Here is a 23,193-nt window from a genome sequence, read left to right on the forward strand (position 1 = left end):
TTGTCCGTTGGCTGTGCCCCATACTTCTTCGGTTGGTTCGGTGTTTGTGGGTTCTGTTTGTGTGGGTGCTTGTCCGTTGGCTGTGCCCCATACTTCATCATATGAGGCTGCAGTTACAGTTCCACTAATTATTATAATGCCTGCAATGATTAATACAAACAAAAACATTCTTTTCATTTTGAATTGATTTTTAATGATCATTTATAATTACACTCCCATCCCGGACTTCCAACATTATTTCATTATAGATCCCTTGTTTCACAAATGGTTATATTTTCGAATAATTTTGGTGACAATTATCACAACATGTTGTGATTAATGTCACGAAAAATTAAAGATTTTTAATATTATCGAGTATAATCCTAATTAAATTGTTAAAATATTATTTAAAATAAAATTGAATAATATAAACATTCAAAATCAGATAAAAATTCTTAATAATAAAATAATGTATTGATTTAAGGATTATTAGTAGAAATACTCTTTTTAAGTAATTAAGAATACTAATTATATGTTGTTCATGGATCGTTAATAGCGTGATATCATGGTTAAAATTATTAATTTCACAGATACTAATTTATCAGGTCAGTTCACTCGAAGTTTAACTCAGTTAATGCCTAGAAAGATTGCTCTGGCCATTGCTTTGATGGTAATAATCAGCTTCAATGAGGCAGTTAGCTTGCTAGTTCTAATTCCTCTCTTACAACTGGTAGGCTTGGATGTTGGCCAGGGATCATTAGGACAACTTGCAGGATTAGTTTCTGGATTTTTCACATTTTTTGGACTACAACCCACCCTCCTCATGGTCCTGATTATTTACGTGATTGTGATAAGTTTCAGTGCTCTATTAACTCGGTACCAGACTCTCAAAACCTCTGAAATACAGTATGAATTTGCCGCCCATTTAAGGAAACGTCTTTACAATGCAATTATCAATTCTTCATGGCTCTTTTTTTCACGTATGAAGTCATCTAACTTTGCCCATGCTCTTACCAATGAAATAGAAAGGATAAGTACTGGAACAGGTCAGTTTTTGACCTTCATTGCTGGGATCATGATTCTAGTAGTTTACATTGTCTTTGCTCTGGAACTGGCTGGTGTTCTTACTGGTGTTATCTTTGCAGTGGGGGTTGGTATTCTTTTAATCCTCCGGAGAAGAGCATCCCGCTCCAGATCCAGTGGTGAGGAAATTACCACAACCACCCGTGATCTGTATTACTCTATCCTGCAGCATCTGGATGGGATGAAGACCATCAAGAGCTTTGGGATGCAGGAAGAAAACATGGAAATTTTTTCTAAACAGACTAACCAGGTAGCCAGTAATTATCTGAATACTATTCGGAGTTATGCTGATGTTAAGCTGTTGTTTGATGTGGGTACGGTGATTGTACTGGCAGTAATGGTCCTGGTTTTAATTCAAGTAATCCACCTACCAACGGCCAGTTTGTTCCTTTTAATTTATCTATTTGTGAGGATGATACCTCAGTTTTCAAGTATCCAACGAGCTTACCAGTACTTCACTAACATGTTACCAGCATTTGGTAATGTTATGGGACTGGAAGAAGACTGTCTTTTAAACAGTGAATCAGTTCCATCTGGAGATAGTCCTCAGGAAATTATCCATCTTAAAAAGGAGGTACGGTTAGATAATGTTTCTTTTTCCTATAGGGGTGGAGAACACTTTTCAATTGAAGGTATGAACCTTTTAATTCCTGCTGGTAAGACCACAGCCATTGCAGGACCATCAGGGGCTGGTAAAAGCACAGTTGCCGATCTGGTAATGGGCTTGGTGAAACCAGATAAGGGGCATCTCAGTGTAGATGGTACTGTTATTTCAGATAAGATCAACTTGTGGAGGGATCAGATTGGATATGTGGCTCAGGAAACATTCCTCTTCAATGAAAGTATTCGTTTTAATTTACTCCTGGCTCATCCTGATGCTGGTGAAGATGAATTGATTGAGGTCCTTAAACTGTCGGCATCATACGACTTTGTGAATAAACTTCCTGATAAAATGGACACAGTAATTGGTGACCGTGGTGTTCGATTATCCGGAGGAGAAAAACAAAGACTGGCTCTGGCCCGGGCACTTCTTAGAAAACCCTCACTACTCATTATGGATGAAGCCACCAGTAACTTGGATTCAAAGAATGAAAAGAAGATATTAAAAGCTATTGATGCACTTCACGGTGAAATAACTATTCTGATGATAGCTCACAGATTTTCTACCATTAAAAATGCGGATTTTATTTATATGGTTAATGATGGGAATATTTTGGAGTCAGGGACTTGGGATAAATTTGCTAGAAAATAAAAAAAAGGATGGTTTGAAATGTGTGAGGGAACAAATATGTGATTTTTAATATTCTCCCTTGGCTGATAGAACTTTAACTTCAAATGTAGCTATTTTTTTATCAGGGTCTTCAAATCGAGCATAAAAATAGGATTTGTCATTGGCAGGTAAATTTTTAGGCTCCATGTAAGGAGTGTCATTCACTGCAAATATGGCACCATTTGAGTAATAGGTAGTGATCGTTATTTTAGGCTCCAGTGCTTCGATTGGATTCTGGTTAATTACATACCCATAAACGTAATATATTGAATCATTTTTTTCGCTGCGATTGCCTACAGTGTTGTTGGAAATTTTAATGGCATCCATAGATAGTTTCTTCTCTCCCCATGTACCATTAGCTTTTGTGTTATCAATACAACCTGATATACTTGTTAGATAAATACATATTAAAAAAATTACTATAATAATACTGATTTTTTTCATAGTATATAGTCCTAAACTTGAATTATAAATTCTTTTATAATCAAAGGATATAAATCAATTGTTAATCAATGCAAAAAAAATCAATTCAAATTGTGATTCTTGTGGATTCAATTATTAAACTTAAAAATGAAGAACAAATGCTGTTGCAATGTGCCCGTACACAAATAAATTATAATAATCAAAAAAAAATAATTTCACTGGTTAGATCAGGATTAGATTGGGAGTACTTGCTTAAACTAGCAGTAAAGCACAAATTGCAACAATTATTGTATTGGCAAATTAATCAAATCAGTTTAGTGGAATTACCTCCGGAAGTTTTTAAATATTTAAGTATTTTTTTCAGAAACAATGCTACTAAAAATTTATTCTATATGAAAGAAATCTTAAACATTGTTAATATGTTAAGTGAAATGGATATAATCTCATTTCCTTATAAAGGTCCAATTTTAGCACAACAAGTTTATGGTAATCTTTCGATGAGACAGTTTGGAGACCTTGATCTTTTAGTTAGAAAAGAAGATGTGACTCCAATTAAAAAAATCCTTATTTCCCAAGGTTATAAACCTGAATTCGATCTAGATCCAATTCAAGAACGAAATTATCTTAATTCGCAACGTGAATTAAAATTCATCAATGAAATTAAAGGTGTTTCACTTGAACTGCACTGGAAATTTTCTGGAATTTTTCTTAATTTGCCACGAAATGCTGAAAAACTTCTTTTAGACAATTTAAATTCAATTAATATTGGTGGAGTTTCCATTCCAATTATTTCTCCTGAAAACATGGTTTTGATACTTTCGATACACAATGCCAGTCATTATTGGAGCCGTTTATCGTGGTTAGCTGATATTGCTACCTTAATTGATAATCAAAAAATTGAATGGGCATATGTATTAGAAACAGCCCAAAAACTTTCTATTAAACGTATTTTATTGATTAATCTATATTTATGTCACATTCTTTTAGATTTAAAACTTGATAAAAATATTATTAGTCTTTTAAGCAACATGTCAATTATAAAAACATCCAATATATTTATTAAGAATATTTTTTCACCTAACGTTGAATACACTTTAATTGATAATATAAGGGTCAGTATGAAAATAAGGGAAAATAAGGTTGATGGGCTTAAAGATTGTTTTATTGGTATTTTTAATCCATCTTTCTATGAATTAAACAATTTAAAATTACCTTCATCACTTTTTTTCTTATATTATATTTACAGGCCCTTAAACCTTCTGAAAAGATATAAATTATTTAAATTTTAATGGATGAATAAATATTTGGGAGAGTATCTAATCAAAAAGATTTAAAAATTAGATGATATAATTAAATAATGATTTAAACTAATTAGTTAAGAGTAGATTAGTAAATTAAGGATGGACAATTTTAATGACCATATCAGCTACTGTTATCATAGTAACACATAATCACAGGGGTTACATCGAGGAATGTTTAAAATCAATAACTTCTAGTAAATCACTAGAAATCATTGTAATAGATAACCAATCTACGGATAAAACTCCAGAATTTGTAGAAAAATGTTTTCCAAATGTTAAATTAATTAAAAATCCAAAGAACACTGGTTATGGTGCTGCGAATAATATTGGGGCGAAATTAGCATCCAATGAACATTTAATCATTTTAAATCCTGATACTATGCTTGATCAGGATTCAATTGATCATCTATTAAAACCTTTAGCTGAAAATCCGAATATTATTACTATACCGAAGGTATTGATCTACAATGGAGAAATGATCAATACCTGTGGTAATAAACAGCACTTCACAGGAATGGCGTTCACACGGGGAGCAAATGAAAAACCGGAAGATAGGAATTCTCCAAGATTTGTTAATGGACTTTCAGGAGTATGTTTTACAATATCCAAAGAAAACTTCATGAAATTAGGTGGATTTGATGAAAACATATTTCTTTACATGGAGGACTCCGAATTCTCATGGAGGGTTAACGCCGCAGGATTGAAGATATTCTATGTTCCAGAAGCGGTAATATACCATGATTACGACTTTAAAGTAACACCTAAAAAAATTTATTATGTTGAAAAAGGACGTTACATAATCTTGCGCAAATATCTATCTTGGAAAGAATATATCCTGCTTTCACCATCACTTTTAATGACCGAAATCCTAACTGGAGGTTATGCAATTCTTAATGGTCCAAAGGGAATAATTGCTAAACTCAAAGGATCATATGAAGGTTTAACCATAGATGTGGACAAAATAGATTCCAATAGGGAAATATTATTATCAAATATGAATACGAGAATTCCTGAACTTGAATTTAATTTTAGTAAAATCTTCAGTCTTTTGAGAACCATTGCAAATTTTACTTACAAAAAGAATCGCAGGTTACTAGAATGAAAATAGCTTTAGTTTGCTCCCATGGAGGACATTTGACTGAAATGTTATATCTCATGGATGCATTTCAAGATCATGAAATTTTCTTTGTAACCTATGATAATTTCAGGACCAAAGATTTAGGATATAAAAAATATTTACTTCAAAATATTGGTACAAGCCCCCTAAAAATGAGCAAAGCCTTTTTAGAATTTATTAAAATATTATCTAAAGAAAAACCTGAAATGATTATTAGCACGGGTTCTGAAATAGCAATTCCTGCTTTCTTTATAGGGAAAATATTTAGGATAAAAACCGTTTTTATTGAAAGCTGGTGTCGGGTTAGCACTAGATCTGGAACTGGAAGGATAGTTTATTCTCTTTCAGATCTTTTTTTGGTGCAATGGCCTGAACTTTTAGAACTCTATGGCAATAAAGCCAGATATGAGGGTGCGTTAATATGATATTTGTTACAGTAGGCACCCACTACCAGGGTTTTGATCGTTTAATTAAGAAAATGGATGAAATTGCTGGTTATTTAAATGATGATGTTGTTATGCAGATAGGTAACACAGATTTTGAACCTGAAAATACTGAATGGTTCAGATATTTGGATTACAATTCTATTTTTGGGATAATGAAAAAATCGGACATTGTTATTTGTCATGGGGGAGCTGGCACCCTTTTAGACGTTTTAAGCATGAATAAAAAGACAATTGTTGTGCCTCGACTAAAAAAGTTCAAAGAGGTTTACGATGATCATGAGTTGGAACTTGCAGAATCCCTGAAAAATGGAAAAATTTCTATAGTATATGATATTGCAGATTTAGAACATCATATCAGAGAATTTAATGATTCGTGTAATGGAATCCCTAGGAAAAATGAAAATTCAAAACTTATTGATTTTCTTAGTGGATATCTAAAAGGGGATTAAAAATGAGGATTGCAATGCTAATTTCCAATCCATTCCCCCCGGAAGAGGGAATTGGATATTATGTTTATAATTTATCAAAAAAATTAATTGAAAAAGGTCATGAAGTAACAATTATTACTCGTGGATCCCTAAAAACGCACTCAGAAATTTTCGAAGGCATTAAAATAATGAAAGTTTCTTTTTTACCATTATATCCATTTCATGTTCAGTTTCACAGCTATTTTGTAAACAAATTATTTAATTCCATTGAGGATGAATTTGACATAGTTCATATTCATACACCTCTCACCCCAATTATAAAAACTTCATTACCCATAATTACTACAATACATGGCTCTATGGTAGGTAATGCTAAAGATATTGAGATAGTAGATTTAAAATCTTTAGGAACAAAATTTCTTACAAAATATATTAGCTATCCTCTTGTTTCAAAATTAATTACGTGTTCTGATTGTGTAACAACTGTATCAAATTCTGTGAAAAATGAACTAGAAGAATACTATTCTTTAAATAATGTTATGGTGATTGAAAACGGTGTTGATGAGGGAGAATTTATTCCTTCTAATAAAAAGGAGAATTATATACTTTATGTAGGTCGTTTAAGTTATGGTAAAGGTTTATTTGATTTATTAGAAACTGCAAAGAAAATTAGCAAAGATTATGATATTAAATTTTATTTAGTTGGTAAAGGAGAACTAGAAAAAAATTAAAAAAAGAAGTTAAAAAGAAAATTTAACTAATGTGAGATTTTTGGGAAGTTTCAAGCACAAGGAACTTGTTGAAATATATAAAAAAGCTGACTTATTCCTTTTTTTATCTTATTACGAAGGATTTCCCACGGTTGTTTTGGAAGCTATGTCATCAGGGTTACCAGTTTTAGTAAGTGACATTGAAGCCCATAAAAATTTTTTGATAGATTTTGAGAATGGGGTTTTGATTAAAAAAGGATCTGCAGATGATGCTTCACAGAAAATTTCTTTGGTACTGAATAATCCAGATCTAAAAAATAAATTAGGAAAAAACGCTAGAAAAACTGTGGAACAAAAGTTTACTTGGAACAAAATTAGCGAAAAATTTGAAAGAAAATATCTGAAGATAATAAACGGTGATCTCTAGTGAAAATTGCCATTATTTGTCCTGAGTTTCAAAAATCCAATATTAGAAAACTGCCATGGAAATATATTTATGAAATAGCCAAATACCTTGGTAAAGATCACATAATCAAGATAATCACAGATTCCGATAAAAAAGATGTTGACGAATTAAATATCGTCTCTGTAAATCGATTATTCAGACCTCTAAAAGGAGAAACAGATGAATTGTTGCATATTATTAAACAAGAAAATCCAGATAAGTGTATAATGCTTTTGGGATTAAGTAGTTTTCTAAGAAAAGAATTCAAAATTAACAAATCAGTTATTGGAATTTTTACTAGTCCCCTATATTCTTTAAGAGAACTAATAAAGAATATGGGGATAAAAAACTCATATAAATACAGGAAATATACAGTAATACACTATGTAAACGCATTAATCCCTAATTATTTCATCAGGAAATGGGAAGGAAATTTTGAGAAAATTATATTTTTGAGTAATGATACCTGCAAAAAACTCGTCAAAAAGGGATTATCACCTGAAAAAGCATTATTCGTGCCTCCGGGGCTTGATGAGGAGTTTTTAGTCATGCCACAACTTGAAGAAATAAATGAAATCAAAAGTATAATTAACCCTAAGAATGTACCAATCATCATGTATTTCACATCTCCTTTAACCTTAAGGGGAACAGATATTCTTGTTGAGGCATTTGCAAAAGTTAGGAAGAAAATGTCCTGTAAATTGGTTTTTCTATCAAGACTTGATTATAATGAATTATTAATGGAAGAAGAGATTTTAAATAGAATAGCAGAAAAAAATGACATTAATGATTCAATTGAAATTATTTCAAAATATCTTAGTCCAAAACAGTTAAAAGAATATCTATCTACAGCAAGTATTATATGCCTCCCTTTTAAGATTGTTATATCTGACATACCTGTGAGTGTATTAGAATCAATGGCTCTTGGAAAGCCAGTTATATCGACTAATGTTGCTTGTATTCCTGATATTATGAAAGGGAATGGTATTATTGTTAATGCGAATGATTCAGAAGATCTTGCAAATTCTATTCTTCAATTATTGGATAATGAAGATTTAGTAAAGAAAATGGGAATTAAAAGTAGAAATTATATGGAAAAATATCCTAATTGGATTCAAGTTGGGGAAAGTTTAGTTAAAATAATTGAGGATTAACAGTAATTAATTCAGAAAAAATAGATTAATGAATATTATTAAACATTGCGAATTCTGAATAATAATTTAGGTGTATATCTATTTATAACAATTTCATAATATTGCAAAAAAAGAGGATGTTTAATGGAAAAATCATTAATATGCGTTATTGGGCCTGATGGAACTGGGAAAACAACTCAAATAGAACTTTTGATAAACTATTTTGAAAAAAATGGATTCCATTATAAATATCAATGGTTACGTTTTTATCACTTTTTTTCATTACCTCTATTATTGTTGGCTCGTTTTTATGGATTAAGTGAGGTAAAAATTTTAGATGATGGTGAAAAAATAGGATATCACTATTTTCATCGTTCTAAACTGATTTCACATATTTATCCCATCTTATTATTTGCGGATACTTTTTTATTAATTTTTTTTAAAATATATCTCCCATTATTATTTGGCAAAAAAATTATATGTGATAGGTTCATTTATGATACTATCGTTGATTTGATGGTGTCTACTTCTAACTATGAGTTATATAAATCAAGAGTTGGAAAACTCTTTTTAATGCTTATACCACGGAATAAAAAAATATTTTTATTAATTTCTAATGAAACTACTTTAAAAACTAGGAGAGAAGATATTAAAAAAGATAGAAATATAGGTCTTAAAATTGAACTTTATGAAAAATTGGCCAATGAATTCAATCTAAAAACGATTGATACACAAGAATCTATTAATTTAGTACATGAACAACTCATAAGGGGTTTGAATGAATAAATTATATAACAAAATTTTAAACGCTAAATTCATCCCTAAAACTATAGGGGTATTAATTGTGATTTTCATAAATTGGTTATTCCAAAGCTTGCTTTATATGGGAATCACTGAAAAAATTTTAAAAATTTTCATAGATTTAGTTCTCTTTTTAGGATTTTTCGTTATTTTTAATCATATTACAAATTTTATATCTGCAATTGTCATTTCTTTTATAATTGCACACACATTAAACTGGATTTTTAATGGTCACATATTTGCTCTATTAAAGACATTTGGTAACATTAAAACTGAAACTGAAGAATTTAGTTTTTATTTGGATAATCTCAAAAATAGAAGTACAAATGAAAGCAGCATACTATTGGTAGCCACATTTGGTAGTATGTCACGAAAAGAGTTGAAAAAAACTTCAGATTTAGATATAAGGGTAATTCGTAAAGAAGGTTTTAATAATGCTTTAAGATCCTCTTTTTTTGTCTTATTCGAAAGATCTAATGCTTTTTTTAATAAATTTCCTCTTGACATTTATTTATGTGACAATATGGATTGCATTGAAAAATTAAAAGAGTCTCCTGTGCCAGTATATGATCCAAATCAATTATTGAAATAAAGTTTAGAATTATGATAAACTGTGATTATTATGAAGAATATAAAGATTTGTATAGTATCTGAATATGCATTACCATATCTTATTGATAATTCTGGAACGGGTGGGGCGGAATTACAAATGTTTTTATTGGCAAAGGGATTATCAAAACGACATTATGATGTAAATTTCATTGCATTAGATGAATTAACAGGCACTTATGAATTTAACGGAATAAAAATTTTTGTGCCCTATAACAATAAAAAAAATAGTGGTTATACCCATTTTAATTTAATAAACCTTTATAAATTTGTTACAATTTTAAACAAAATTAATGCTGATATCTATATTTTGAGAGGTGGATCTCCATTAACTTCTATTATTTCTTTTTTTGCTCAATTGAAGAATAAAATTTTTATTTTTTCATCTTCTTCTGATGCAAATGTTAGCACAGCCCTTGAAATAAATAATATTAAAGATTTTATAAAACTACCTTTTAGATATGGTGTTAAAAATTCTACTCAGGTCTTATGTCAAACAACTCATCAAAAAAATCTTTTAAAAAAGTATGTTTCCAAAAAAGGTTTTGTTGTTCGAAACATGTTCCAATCCTCCGCAACAAATTTTGAAATTGAAAATAAAAAATCAGTTTTATGGGTTGGAAGATTAATACAAGGAAAATATCCGGAATTATATTTAAAATTAGCACTTAAACTACCTAATTATAATTTTAAGATGATATGTAGTCCTTTAAGAGGTAATGAAAAATATTATAATAAAATTAAAAATGAGGCAATAGGTATTGAAAATTTAGAATTCATAGGATTTGTTCCACATAATGAAATATTAAAAAACTTTGTTGATGCTGCTCTGTTCGTAAACACTTCTGCTTCTGAAGGGTTTCCAAACACTTTTTTAGAGGCTTGGAGTTGTGGTACTCCTGTTTGTTCATTGAACTGTGATCCTGATAAAATCATTTCAACATATAAATTGGGGATAAATGTTGATAATTTTGATGAATTAGTTACTAAAACAGATTTCCTTTATAAAAATGATAAATTAAGAAATCAATTTTCTAAAAATTGTATAATGTATGTTAAAAAATATCATGATTTTGAAACAATCATTGATCAGTATGATCATTTATTTAAGAATTTAATGAAAATATAATTCTTCTTTAATCATTTATGATAAAATAAATAACTTTAAATGTGGAAAAATGAACCGAACTGAAATCAGGAGCAAAATTATACTTTTGCTCAAAAAAAATAAGGATGACGATATCGCCTTGATTTTTAATGAAAATTTTGATAAAATTGATTTGAGAGGACTATCGATTGAAAATTTAATATTAAATGACATAAATTTGTTGAATATGTTTAATAATGGGTCTTTTTTCAATAAATGTAATTTTAACAATGTTAATTTTTTTAATTCTGATTTTAGGGGCGTAAAATTTAAAGATACAACTTTTAATAATATAAAATTTCAAAATTCTCAAATAATTGGTGCAGAATTTGTTAATTGTACTTTTGAAAATATTATATTTTCTAAATGTGATTTAACAGGTTCAAATTTCCTCAAAAATCGATATAAAACTCCATTAAAATTGGAGTTATCTAATATGTACAATACTGAATATCAAAAAAGTTATTTTAACAATTTGTCTAGTTTAAATATTTTAGATTATTACTATCACAAATTTTGCATGTTCTTTAAAAAAAATAACCTAAATTTAATACTTTTATTGTTTTATCTAATGTTTAGAGTCATTTTAAACTGTGATATTCCTCTACATTTGATAGAATTAGGGAAAAATGTTAGATTTGCACATTTGGGATTTAATACAATTATAGTAGGACATACAAAAATCGGTAATAATACTTGGATTGGGCCTAATGTTAACATTTTCAGTAGAAGAAAAACTCGGATAAAAATAGGAAAAAATGTAGTTATTGGCATTGGTGCAAAAGTGAGTGCAGATATTGGGGATAATGTAATTATAGGTGCTGGAGCATTAGTTTTAGATGATATACCATCAAATTCAACAGTATATGGTCAAAAATCAAAAATTATGATAATGGAAAATACAGACTGATTTCCTACATCAATTATTACAGAATTTCATTCACATATTTCCCTATTTATTTTTTTATAATTAACCATGTATCAAATTCTCCATTGGAATATAATTTATTTACATTTTGATCATAATTTAACTTTTCAAAATCGGTTGTTGACCATCTAATATTTGCTAACTCCGGAAAAACATCAATATAATATGTTTTGTCTCTCTGAGTTAAAATCAAATAAACATTTTTGTCATAAAATTCAGACAATGATGTCGAATTGTTATATCCAAAATGATAAGGTACAATGTTCTTTTTATACATTATTATATTTTTTTGGTTTATTCCCAAATACGCTGCGAATCTATCCGGATCAATAGAAATACCCGAAATAGGTGTTTTCACATTTCTATCCTCAAAAAACCAATTAAATCCAATTATTTCTGATTTACTTGTTTCTAAAGATGTTGAAAGGCTGTAATGTGATGGATACGTAGTTAATGACCCATTGACAAATATTAATAATAATATTAGTGCTATTGCGGATAAATAAATATTTTTATAACTTTTAATCTTTCCTATGATCTTATATAAAAAAAATCCTGAGATAATTATGCAAAAGTAAGTTATATATATTAACATACGAGTGGGCCCAAAAAGGTTTAAAAAATAGAAAGAAATGAGTGTTATACCTAGAATAATTAAGGGGAAATATAACATTAAAAGATTTTTCATTCTTTCGTTTTTTCTTTCTTTCCATATAATAGGAAATGCCAAAACTGACATAATAATAAAAAATAAGGGACCACCATATGTTTTCAAGCCATATTCAACGATATTATATCCAAGATTATTTGCATAAGCTGCTTGATTGCTTAATTTTGAGATTGAAGTTGGACCTCCTTCCGAAATTAAAGTATGAATGTTAATTAAAGTTTTATCCCATAAATAAAATGAGGAAATCCAAGTGATGGTCCACACTCCGACTAAGATGATTAAAGTAAGGCTGATATTTATAATAACATCTTTTCTTTTCGAATACTTTTCAGAAAAAAATGCGAATCCAAGCAAGGAAGCTACAATAAGTAACATTGAAATTGCTACAACTGGATGGAATGGTGGTAATAAAAAAACCATAATTATCAATAAGATTCTCCATTGGATACGATTTTGTTCAGTTAATATACTTTTTATTAAAATCATCATTACCAATGGAAAAAATAAATTTGCTAAATGATTTGGAGTAAATGAGATATACCACCCTAAAATAAGTGTACAACTAAAAATAGTGGCTAAAATGCTTTTTTTATAATCTTTAAGGATGGAGTTTGATAGTACATATACGAAAGGTATGCACAATATTTCAAAAAATAATGGCAGTATCCAGCTTGCTGAATTTAATGAAATATCTGAGATAATTAAAAATTGGGACGAAAATATATGTAAAATCGGATAAAAATTGGTTTTTTCAAAAAATCCATATTTTAAAATATAATTTATTTTATTAATATGATCAGAAGGATCTCCTGACATGTTCCATAGGAAATATCCTTTCATTATCGCCAATGATAAAACTAGAATACTGCTAAAAGTAACTAAAAAAAATCCTAAAAAGATATAATTTTTATTAAATTTATATTTCATGCAGTATACTACTATAAATGTACCTAAAAAGAAATTTAAGAATACTGCTATCCAAAAAATAATATCTGTAGTCCTATAAATTGAGGATTCAAAACCAGTACTTGGATTTTTAGATATTATTAATAAAGAAATTGTTATTAATATTAAGCTTATTATACAACTTATTTTAAATAAATTGCTTGGATTTCCTATGTTTATTCTATTGAACATTTTATAACCTATAAACTATCTAGAATATCTGAAAATTTTTTTGCCATGGATTTATGGTTATATTTATTTACTTCATTTTTAAGACCATGATAACTGACTTCTTTGTTAACAATGTAATCACCATAAAATCTTTCCAATTCTAATTTAATATCGTTTATATTATCTGTACTTATTCCTGTATTAGTCTTTTTAAGTAATTTTTCAATAACGCCATTTTTAACGCCTATATGGAATATTGGTCTTTCAGCGGCTAGATAATCAAAAAGTTTTCCTGTAAAAAATCCTTTTTCTCGAGGATCGTTTGCTGTTATTAATAATAATAATTGGGCTTCTCTTTGTTTTTGGATGGATAGATCTCTTGAAATTTCTCCAAAAATCTCTGTAACTTCAGATAAATTATTTTTTTCTATATCTTTTTCTAACCAGTCTTCTTTAGGTCCATAAAATTGTAATTTCATATCTTTTGGATCGATGATTCCATCTGTGATTAATTCATTAATTGAAATAAGCAAAGGTTCAGGATCTCTTATCCCATTATATAATGTTCCGGTGTAAGTTATCGAGAATTTTTTGGATATTTCAGTGCCTGGATTTATTTGCTTTGGATCGAATCCATTCATAATTGTATAAATTTCTTTATCATTATGAATTTCATTCAGTTTCTCTTTTAAAGGATCAGAAATAGTAGTTATTGCTTTAGCTGATTTTAATGTTTTTATTTCCAATTTAGTATCTAAATGCTTTCTAATTTTAGAATAATTTTTATAATGATTTTGTGACCAGAGATCTCTATAATCTGCAATCCAGGGTAAATCATGATTTTCACTTAGTTTTTTAGCAATAAGATGACAAGTTGCTACGGGGTATGTGCTAACGATTGCATCAAACTTATTCTCTTTTAAAAGTTTATTTCCAGATTCTAAAGCTGGTTTTAACCATCCTTTATGAGTATCTGGGTATGTAACTATTTCAGACGAAAATTTCACAAAGGAATTTAAAAAACTTTTTTTGTTTTTGTTATTATTAACTCCAATGTTTCCTTTTAATGCAGTTCCATTTGTGAAGCCTATTTTTTTTTTCCATACTGAAATTATATCTTCTTCATAATTAGTTTCGACAGAATCAAACTCAGATGATTTTGAATGAGATTTAACCGTTAAAATAGTGGGGTTCCAACCAAATTCTTTTAAATATTTCGCTAAGCCCCTCATACGGACTGAACCTATTACTTGATCATTATTAAAACTGTAACTGATTATTAAAACCCTTTTCATATGATATCTCCAGGTATTAAATGCAGAATTATTTGGATATGTTAATTGTGTTCTTTTAAACTGAATATATTAATTAATATGATTAAATTTTCTATTTTTGCTCGTTTCCAGCGCAGGAACTATGTATAATGCTACTTTAAAACATTTGATAAAATTTCATATAAATTTTCTTATTTTAAATTCATTTTAACAAGTGCATTACATTAGAATATCTTTATATGACTATTATGAATTTAAATGTTAATTATCATGGAATTTTAAATCATTTTTTTTGGAAAATTATTATTGATTAATTTTATTTAATAGCTTTATTTTATGTATATTTTCCATTAGATTGTTATAATACTTTATTTAGTGTTGATAAACATTTTATTTGACAGATATTATTAATAAGATCAAAATATGACATAAAAATGTTACTCATTATAACATATTAATTTGTTTGTTTTTCAATTATTTATGGGATTGAAAATATATTTAACAGATGAAAATGATTATTATGATGATTTCACAAGATGATGATTAGCATTAACATTTTTATCATCTTACTATTTATTATTCTTATAAAAAAAATCAGGGTGAACAAAAATGAGACTTCTAAAAATTGGATCTTTGAATATACCTAAAAATAGATGGTTAGATGCTTTAGAGGTGTTTGATAAAATTTATGTTTTATGTTATTTGAATGAAAAAGAAATTATAGATGATAATATAATTTACTTGAAATTTGGCTCAGGCGGTAAACCTAAAAAAATAGTCAATTTCTTTTTATTACGTATGATTAAATTTTTCAATACAAGGAATGAAGGATTGTTAAAAGTTTTTATATTTTTCCTAAGAATATTTAACTTAAATATCTTCAAAAGAATTCAATCCATTGATTTTGACTGTGTTCATTCGAGTTATAATGATTTTGATGATTCTGGATTATTAACGCTTTTATCATATCCTTATATAAAAAATAAGTCTATTACTAGAGCTTACAAAGAGACTAGGCCAAAATGTAATATAATTGAAAAATTAAATTTTGAAATTGCAAATAGGGTAGTATTTAATCGAAATGAAAATAAATTGTATTTTTTTAAAAAATATGAGAAAATTGATTGGAATAAAAAAAATATCATTACTGGTTTGGATGAAGATTTTAGATCAGAAAAAATCATTTCAAATATTGTTTATGATGGTAAATTATCATTTTTAGATAAATTTCCGCATGTAGTGGTGTTATCAGGTAGAGTGATGTCAGATGATCATAATGAAAGAAGTGGAACAAGGCTAAATTATATTCCGCTTATAAGAAATTTTTTAAAAAAAGGTTTTATTCTTCATTTGCACACACAAAAAATGATTCCTGACTCCAATGGTATTAACCAATACGAAAAATTGAAAACTCAACATCCTAACTCCTTTTTCATTGAAGATCCACTAGATTTCGAAAATTTTCCTATAGACTCATATAGAATCCTTAGTCGTTATGATTTTGGAATTTTACATAATATTAAGGAGAATGAATCTGTTTCTGAATTCGATAAAATAAACATCCCACATCGTTTTTATGAATATCAAAATGCAGAAGTCCTACCTATAGTTCGCAAAGGTAGTACCCTTGTAATGGAAAAAATATTCAACGAATATCATTGTGGTTATGTATATGAAAATATAGAAGAATTAAAAAAAATAGACATAAAAGAATTTAATTTTATGAAAAGGACATTTAAAGAATATATTGAGATTTTATACAGTTAAAATTCTTTTATTTTTTCAAAAAGTTTCAGGGCGTTAAAGATTACCATATCCATATTGTAATATTTGTAATCTGCAAGCCTCCCTAATAAGAATAGATTTTCTATTTTGTTAGCTTTTTTAAGATATTTTTTATAAATTTCATAGTTTTCATTTTTTGGTATGGGATAATAAGGAATATTTTTGTTTTTTTCATATTCTTCAGGTATTTCCTTTGATATCGTAGTTTTGTCATGTTTTTGAAGGGTTAGATGTTTATATTCAGTTATCCTAGTAAATTCATAATCATTGGGATAATTGATGGTACCGACTTTTTGATAGTACTCGATTGGATGTGTTTCGAATATAAATTTTAACGAACGATATTTTAATGTACTATACTCATAATTAAAAAGCTCGTCAATCATTCCAGTGTATATAACTTTACCCTTGAACGGTTTTGCATTGAAAAATATTTCATTATTTTTTATTTTCAATACATCGTTAAAACTAGTTTTTTGACTTATTTGAATCAAATTATTTGATAACAAGTTCTTAAAGAGATTATGATATCCTTCTTTTGGAATACCTTGATATTTATCATGAAAATAGCGATTGTCATTGGAGATAATTATAGGAAGTCTTTCAGTAACTGAGGGATCAAGTTCTTCTGGTTTAATACCCCATTGTTTTTTGGTGTAATTTAGAAAGACCTTTTCATAAATGAAATCTGCAACAAACTTTAAGTCTTTATCATCATTCCTCCTTAGTTCTAAAATGGATACTTTTGAACCAAACTCAAATTCATTTATCAACTTTTTTTCAATATATTCTGCTTCTTTTGGAGGTAGTAAATCATGAAGAGTGTTTAAGTTAAATGGTAAAGGCACATTTTTATTTTCGATGTGTCCTAAAACATGATGCTCGTAATTATTCCATTCCGTGAATTTTGATAGATAATCCCATACTAATTTTATATTTGTGTGGAAAATATGTGGACCATATTTATGTATTAAAATACCATTTTTATCATAACAATCAGCACAATTACCTCCCAGGTGGTTCCTTTTTTCAACAATTAAAACTTCTTTTTCTAGATCATTTGCTATTCTCTCTGCGATCACAGAACCGGATAATCCTGCACCCACTACTATGAAATCAAACATTATAACCTCTAAATCTTTAAAACTTTTACTTCTATTCCTAAATCAGACTCTAATTTTGTTTTTAGATTATTAATCTGGTCTTCTTTTATTTGATATCTAATAAAGTCCAAATTGAGACTTTCATACTTATTTTCAGCAAAATTATGCACTTTTAATATTTCTATTTTTTTAATTTTGTTCTTAGAAATGAATTGAAATAACATTTTAAGATTTTTCTTATTGTAAGTGTGCGGATAAACTAAGGGGAATCTCAATTGGATTTTATTGTTTTGAATAGCTTTAAAGTTATTCAAAAAATTTTTTATGTTTCCATTTAAAATATCTAAGCATTGGTTTTTTTGAAAAATTTTGATGTCCACTAACCAAAGATCGACATAGTGTTTAATGTAATTAAGATATTCTATAGGGGCAAATAGTGATGTTTCAATTGTCACATGAATTTTTTCATTTTTTAAAATTTTTAAACAATCTACCAAATTGGAAGATTGTAATAAAGGTTCTCCTCCTGAAAAAGTAACTCCACCATTACTAGCATCAAAATATTTTTTGTCTTTTTTAATTTGATAAACCAATTCTTCAACTGTTAATTTCTCCCCATAAATACCAATTGCCTGAGTTGGACATATTTCAATGCATTTTCTGCAATTAAAACATTCAGATTCGCCTTTAATTTTAATTAAATCACTAGGTTTTACTATTCTATTCACATCACATATATTTACACATTTATCACAGCTTATGCACTTAGATTTTTGATAATAAAATTCTTGTGTATTGTTAATGTTCTCAGGATTGCAACACCATGGACATTTAAGTGAACATCCTTTTAAAAAAATAGTAGTTCTTGTTCCAGGTCCATCTTGTAGACTAAATCGTTGGATATTAGTAATTAATAGACTCATACTGCAAAGCCCTTTTTATTATAAGATCTTTATACTCTTCAGGTAAATCCTTGAAATATGCACTAAATCCCCATACTCTTACGATGAGATTAGGATATAATTCTGGATTTTTTTTAGCCTCAATTAATTTTTTAGGTTCTACCACATTAATTTGCACTTGCATTATCCCATTTTCAAAGGAAGTTTCTAATAAATTCAAAAACTGGTCTTCAAATTTATCTAAAAAGTTTTTTTCTACCATTAAATCAGTAACTGCACCATTAAATGCTTTTTCATAATGAAGTTCTGAAGCAAAATTAGTGATAGATGTATAGGATATATTAGTAGTGTTTGAAAGGGGGGATATGTGAACTCCAAAAGCATCACCATTTTTTCTACCATCAAAAGAGGCCATATAATTACTACCTGATGAAATAAAAGCTGGACTACTCAGGCCAAATTTATACTTACCCTTGAATTTGTTTTTAAATTGACATAAGTACTTATAGAAAGAAGAGAGTATATCATTAGTGATAAATATAATATCTTTTTCATCATCACAGAATTTTGTTCCTTTATTCTTGAGTTCTAATATTAAAACTTCGTTTTGTTCAAAATTACTGTTAATTATCGGGTAAATCTCAGATAAATCTAGAGTTCTATTTTCAAATACTATTCTATTAATATTGGATAATGCATCTATAGTATTACCTAAACTTACTGTTAACAAACCCAAATTATTATACTTAGCCCCACCTTCTGATATATCTGTTCCTTTACTTATACAATCATCAATGAAAATAGATAACAGTGGAGATGGGCGGATATTAATATTATTTAATCTTTCTATTGTATCTCTAATATCAAAATATAAGCAGTCTTTATAATTAACCATAAGTTCTTCAAAACTATTAATATTTATTTCACCATCATGGATTTTTTTTAAAAGATCATTAAGTGGGTTTAAAAAATTTATATAATCTATATTATTTTGATCAAGAGATTTTCCAGGAATTAAAGGTTCCCAACAAGCAGAAGTAACATAATCATAAGCATCTTCTTTTTCATAACCAAACATAATTAGAGATTTAATTATAACATCATCATTAGAAAATAAAGGGTAACCTAAACCTTTTTTTAAACATTTGAGTGATCTTTTCAATAAATTTTTAGGAGTATTAGAGTGAACTCTTAAAATAATCTTTGGATCTGGGATTTCTAGTTCTTCAAGAGCAGACAGAAACATGTAAGTTAAAATGTTAGAAGAATCAGTTCCATCCGGATTTATTCCACTTAAAACAATAATTTGGCCAGTATCCCCAAAAAATAAGTTACTTTTAAATTTATAATATTTATGAAGAGTTTTAAGAAATTCTTTAATTAAAAATTTAGCTTCTTCTTCAGTAATTTTGTCGTCATTTAAATCTTTTTCTAAAAATGGATATAAAATTTGATCTAATCTACCTAGGCCGACTAATGAATGTCCATTAGCCCATATAATGGAATTAATGAAAAGTAACGATTGAATTGCTTCCTTAAAATTGTCCGGAGGATTTAAGGGGACATTCGAAAAAATACTGATAAGATCTTCTATATTTTTATGGGGAGTTTTTGTCTGAGTTACTTTAAGAAAATTTAAGTATTTTATTCTTAAAGCATCAATAGTTTCAACAAACTGATTTAAAGATTTTAAATAGGAAATTTTGGATTTATCTTTAACATTAAGATCAATGTTGTTTTTAATATCTGTTTTTATTCCAATTAATCCTTTATTAAGAATATTTTGATAATTTATAGTAGTATTGCCTAAAACACGTTTTCCACGATTTTTATAGATTTTTCTTGTAAGATAATCTATGTTATAAAAAAACGTATCGTCAGTTTTGTGTTGTATGTGTATGTTTTCACATAACTTTTTAAATAGCGAAATTTCTAGATGAATTTCATTAGTTTCATTAGAGCTAATAAACTTGATCTTAGGTAATTGTTTTATAAAATCGTAATCATTATCAAGGCTATTACGAATATTTAACAGTTCAGTAATATAATACTGGTAATTATTTCTAATATAATTGAGGTTAGTTGTTATAATATTTTAACCCTCCTTAAAATAATATATTCTATAATACAAATAAGGAATTCGGTTGTAACAACTGCGATGGCTGCACCAATAGACCCTAATAGTATTATTAATCCAACTAATATGATAACATTGAAGATTCCAGCGAAAACAATTATTTTTGAAAACTTTTCTTTATAACCAAATGCTACCAATCCTTGAATTCCAAGCACATTATTTATTCCAACTGCGAAAACAGTGAAAATTAGAATTTGCAATATGGGTATACTTTGAGCGTAATTTTCACCAGCTAATAATTTTATTAATATTGGCGCACATAATGCAACAACTATTGATAATATAAATGTTAGGGTTCCCATAACTATTAAGATCTTTTTTAAATCTTTTTTTGCTTTGATTGGATTTTCAGATTGCAATCTGGAAATATAGGGATAAATTGCTTGGCTTATAGGACTTATTAAACCTTTGAATGCGCTTGTAAGTGTTTCAGCCACAGTGTAATATCCCAAAACAGCATCACTTACAAATAGGCCTAGAATAAATCGTGTTGATGTTAAGTAAAGACTTGATCCCAAAGTAGAAATATACAAATGGAATCCCTCTTTAAATTGATGAATTATATCATCTAAGGTTGGCCTTATAAATTTAACATTAAATTCTTTGTTTATAAGTCTTAAGGAAACTAATCCTATTATGAGGCTTCCAAATGAATTTATTAATGGAACATATAAATAATCTGATGATTCTTTTACAAATACGAATATTGAAAGTGTGTAAATTATACTTGTTCCAATATTTAGTATAGTTATATACCTCATTTTTTCCATACCTTGAAATAACCAATTTGTGAGGAGTAAATCTCTTCCAATAAGTATTCCAAATGTAAAATAGTATAAAATCCAGTTACTTCTGAAAATATCAAAACTAAAAACAATGATTGTCATTATAATTAAACTTATTGTCATTAAAATTATTTTCACGATGAAAATTGAACTAAAAATCTCAGAGATTTTATCATCATTATCTCTATTTAACGAAACTTCTCTTGTCGCAGATAAATTAAATCCATAATCTGTGAAAGTTTGGAAATATGTTATAAAAGCGGCCGCAAATGCAATTTGTCCATATTTATCTGGTCCAAGAACTCTTGTCAAATAGGGGAATGTTATTAATGGTAAAATATAGGTTAATCCCTGCAAACTGAATAATGAAACTATATTTTCTATAATTCTTTTATAATTTTCATTATTTAATATTTTTTTTAGATATTTTATCATATAATCCCTATAAACTATTATAATTATAATTATTAAGAATAAAATCGAAATTTAGCTTTGACATCAAAAAAAGCCAGTTATGATATTTTCTATTTTCGTAGATGCATTTCCATCACCAAATATATTCTTATATTTATTTGAGGTTTGGAATGTTCTAATGGCATTTATTATCTTGTCGCTATTGATAAAACCATTATTCACATTATCAAAAATTTTATTTTCTCCTTGTTGGACTGTTTCAGGCCACCCTGTAGATGTATCAACAGTAATACAAGGGACTTTAGCAAAATAGGCTTCTTTTTGTAAACCACCTGAATCCGTCACAATTATTTTTGAATTTTTTGTAATAAATAACATATCTAAATATCCAACTGGTTTAATGAGATGTATGTTGGGGGATTTGATTAATGTGTCCATTAATTCATATTCTGTCAAAAACTTTTTAGTCCGTGGATGTAATGGGAATAAAATATCTGTTTCCTTTGAAATTATTAAAAGTGCATCAACTATATTTCTTAAGTTTTTTTCCACATCAGTATTCCTTGCTCTATGGATAGTTACCAGAATATAATCCTTTTTTTCCAAATTCAATGTATCCAATATTTGTGAACCTTTTTCGGCTTTTTTAAGGAAATATTTGAAGTTATCCAGCATAACGTCTCCGGTTAAGTAGACTCCTTCAAATAAACCTTCTTTATTCAGATTTTCCATAGCTCTTACTGTTGGGGCGAATAAGAGGGTTGAAATATGGTCCGTCATGACTCGATTTATCTCTTCAGGAACTGATTTATCATACATCCGGGGGCCTGCTTCAACATGAGCTATAGGAATTTGTAATTTGGCTGCAGATAAAGCACCGGCCAATGTAGAATTTGTATCTCCATATAATAAAACAAGATCCGGATTTTCAGATGATAGTAATTTCTCTATTTCTATCATCATTAGACCAGTCTGATGAGCATGGCTACTGGATCCAATTCCCAAATTGTAATCCGGTTGAGGGATTCCCATTTCTTCAAAAAAAACTTCTGATAATCTTTTATCATAATGTTGACCCGTATGAATAAGAACTTCTGTATGATTTTTCCTCAATTCTTTAGAAACTAGAGCTGCCTTTATGAATTGTGGTCTTGCACCTAAAACTGTAAAAATTTTCATGTAAACCC

At 28.2% G+C, this 23,193-nt stretch carries 21 protein-coding genes; 13 read left to right on the top strand and 8 right to left on the bottom strand.

The annotated features are described in order from the left end of the window. Nucleotides 1–544 precede the first annotated feature (544 nt). Complete coding sequence (locus tag A994_RS02680; protein ID WP_004029730.1) at nucleotides 545–2,314, top strand: ABC transporter ATP-binding protein; 1,770 nt, start codon at nucleotides 545–547, stop codon at nucleotides 2,312–2,314. Between the two features lie 45 nt (nucleotides 2,315–2,359). Here A994_RS02680 and A994_RS02685 read toward each other — a convergent pair whose 3' ends face one another. Then, nucleotides 2,360–2,659 (bottom strand): hypothetical protein, encoded by a 300-nt coding sequence (locus A994_RS02685; protein ID WP_237739688.1) that lies wholly within the window; start codon nucleotides 2,657–2,659, stop codon nucleotides 2,360–2,362. 185 nt (nucleotides 2,660–2,844) lie between these two features. Between A994_RS02685 and A994_RS02690 the strand changes: the two genes are divergently transcribed. The 11 genes from A994_RS02690 to A994_RS12810 all read left to right on the top strand — a co-directional run bounded on the left by A994_RS02690 (nucleotide 2,845) and on the right by A994_RS12810 (nucleotide 11,802). After that, nucleotides 2,845–4,044, top strand: coding sequence for a nucleotidyltransferase domain-containing protein (locus tag A994_RS02690; RefSeq protein ID WP_004029732.1), 1,200 nt, complete (start codon nucleotides 2,845–2,847; stop codon nucleotides 4,042–4,044). Between the two features lie 124 nt (nucleotides 4,045–4,168). Beyond that, on the top strand, nucleotides 4,169–5,158 hold the full coding sequence (locus A994_RS02695; RefSeq protein ID WP_004029733.1) for a glycosyltransferase family 2 protein: 990 nt from the start codon (nucleotides 4,169–4,171) through the stop codon (nucleotides 5,156–5,158). After that, nucleotides 5,155–5,598 (top strand): PssD/Cps14F family polysaccharide biosynthesis glycosyltransferase, encoded by a 444-nt coding sequence (gene pssD, locus A994_RS02700; RefSeq protein ID WP_004029734.1) that lies wholly within the window; start codon nucleotides 5,155–5,157, stop codon nucleotides 5,596–5,598. Before A994_RS02695 ends, pssD begins: the two co-directional genes overlap by 4 nt. Then, nucleotides 5,595–6,068, top strand: coding sequence for a PssE/Cps14G family polysaccharide biosynthesis glycosyltransferase (gene pssE, locus A994_RS02705; protein WP_004029735.1), 474 nt, complete (start codon nucleotides 5,595–5,597; stop codon nucleotides 6,066–6,068). Before pssD ends, pssE begins: the two co-directional genes overlap by 4 nt. Before the next feature lie 2 nt (nucleotides 6,069–6,070). Beyond that, a complete protein-coding gene (locus tag A994_RS02710; RefSeq protein ID WP_048204037.1) occupies nucleotides 6,071–6,778 on the top strand; it encodes a glycosyltransferase family 4 protein in 708 nt (235 codons plus the stop codon). Between the two features lie 31 nt (nucleotides 6,779–6,809). Continuing rightward, nucleotides 6,810–7,184 (top strand): glycosyltransferase, encoded by a 375-nt coding sequence (locus tag A994_RS13610; RefSeq protein ID WP_081580317.1) that lies wholly within the window; start codon nucleotides 6,810–6,812, stop codon nucleotides 7,182–7,184. Then, the gene (locus A994_RS02720) at nucleotides 7,184–8,356 is read left to right on the top strand and encodes a glycosyltransferase family 4 protein (RefSeq protein WP_004029736.1); all 1,173 of its coding nucleotides are present in this window, start codon (nucleotides 7,184–7,186) and stop codon (nucleotides 8,354–8,356) included. The genes A994_RS13610 and A994_RS02720 overlap by 1 nt, the downstream gene beginning before the upstream one ends. Before the next feature lie 123 nt (nucleotides 8,357–8,479). After that, nucleotides 8,480–9,121, top strand: a complete 642-nt coding sequence (locus tag A994_RS02725; RefSeq protein WP_004029737.1) for a nucleoside/nucleotide kinase family protein — start codon at nucleotides 8,480–8,482, stop codon at nucleotides 9,119–9,121. Then, the gene (locus A994_RS02730; protein ID WP_004029738.1) at nucleotides 9,114–9,728 is read left to right on the top strand and encodes a nucleotidyltransferase domain-containing protein; all 615 of its coding nucleotides are present in this window, start codon (nucleotides 9,114–9,116) and stop codon (nucleotides 9,726–9,728) included. Before A994_RS02725 ends, A994_RS02730 begins: the two co-directional genes overlap by 8 nt. Before the next feature lie 30 nt (nucleotides 9,729–9,758). Beyond that, nucleotides 9,759–10,874: a glycosyltransferase family 4 protein gene (locus A994_RS02735; RefSeq protein ID WP_004029739.1), complete on the top strand. Its 1,116-nt coding sequence runs from the start codon at nucleotides 9,759–9,761 to the stop codon at nucleotides 10,872–10,874. A gap of 49 nt (nucleotides 10,875–10,923) precedes the next feature. Continuing rightward, entirely contained in the window at nucleotides 10,924–11,802 is an 879-nt protein-coding gene (locus tag A994_RS12810; RefSeq protein ID WP_004029740.1) for a pentapeptide repeat-containing protein, read from the top strand. A 46-nt stretch (nucleotides 11,803–11,848) separates the two neighbouring features. Here A994_RS12810 and A994_RS02745 read toward each other — a convergent pair whose 3' ends face one another. After that, nucleotides 11,849–13,627 (bottom strand): hypothetical protein, encoded by a 1,779-nt coding sequence (locus tag A994_RS02745; RefSeq protein ID WP_048204039.1) that lies wholly within the window; start codon nucleotides 13,625–13,627, stop codon nucleotides 11,849–11,851. Nucleotides 13,628–13,635: 8 nt separating this feature from the next. Next, nucleotides 13,636–14,901 (bottom strand): glycosyltransferase, encoded by a 1,266-nt coding sequence (locus A994_RS02750; protein WP_004029742.1) that lies wholly within the window; start codon nucleotides 14,899–14,901, stop codon nucleotides 13,636–13,638. 588 nt (nucleotides 14,902–15,489) lie between these two features. On the opposite strand from A994_RS02750, the gene A994_RS02755 reads away from it, so the two are divergent. Continuing rightward, on the top strand, nucleotides 15,490–16,647 hold the full coding sequence (locus tag A994_RS02755; RefSeq protein WP_004029743.1) for a hypothetical protein: 1,158 nt from the start codon (nucleotides 15,490–15,492) through the stop codon (nucleotides 16,645–16,647). Here A994_RS02755 and glf read toward each other — a convergent pair. From glf to wecB, 5 genes are all read right to left on the bottom strand, one after another. Further along, entirely contained in the window at nucleotides 16,644–17,789 is a 1,146-nt protein-coding gene (glf, locus tag A994_RS02760; RefSeq protein ID WP_004029744.1) for a UDP-galactopyranose mutase, read from the bottom strand. The two genes, A994_RS02755 and glf, sit on opposite strands and share 4 nt — an antisense overlap. A gap of 8 nt (nucleotides 17,790–17,797) precedes the next feature. After that, complete coding sequence (locus A994_RS02765) at nucleotides 17,798–18,691, bottom strand: glycyl-radical enzyme activating protein (protein WP_004029745.1); 894 nt, start codon at nucleotides 18,689–18,691, stop codon at nucleotides 17,798–17,800. After that, complete coding sequence (locus A994_RS13230; RefSeq protein ID WP_337465626.1) at nucleotides 18,672–20,762, bottom strand: glycyl radical enzyme domain-containing protein; 2,091 nt, start codon at nucleotides 20,760–20,762, stop codon at nucleotides 18,672–18,674. The genes A994_RS02765 and A994_RS13230 overlap by 20 nt, the downstream gene beginning before the upstream one ends. Continuing rightward, nucleotides 20,756–22,027 (bottom strand): flippase, encoded by a 1,272-nt coding sequence (locus A994_RS02775; protein ID WP_004029747.1) that lies wholly within the window; start codon nucleotides 22,025–22,027, stop codon nucleotides 20,756–20,758. The genes A994_RS13230 and A994_RS02775 overlap by 7 nt, the downstream gene beginning before the upstream one ends. Nucleotides 22,028–22,090: 63 nt before the next feature. Continuing rightward, complete coding sequence (wecB, locus tag A994_RS02780) at nucleotides 22,091–23,185, bottom strand: non-hydrolyzing UDP-N-acetylglucosamine 2-epimerase (RefSeq protein WP_004029748.1); 1,095 nt, start codon at nucleotides 23,183–23,185, stop codon at nucleotides 22,091–22,093. Nucleotides 23,186–23,193: the final 8 nt, after the last annotated feature.

Origin of the sequence: Methanobacterium formicicum DSM 3637, assembly GCF_000302455.1 — an archaeon.
Taxonomy (GTDB): Archaea; Methanobacteriota; Methanobacteria; order Methanobacteriales; family Methanobacteriaceae; genus Methanobacterium; species Methanobacterium formicicum_A.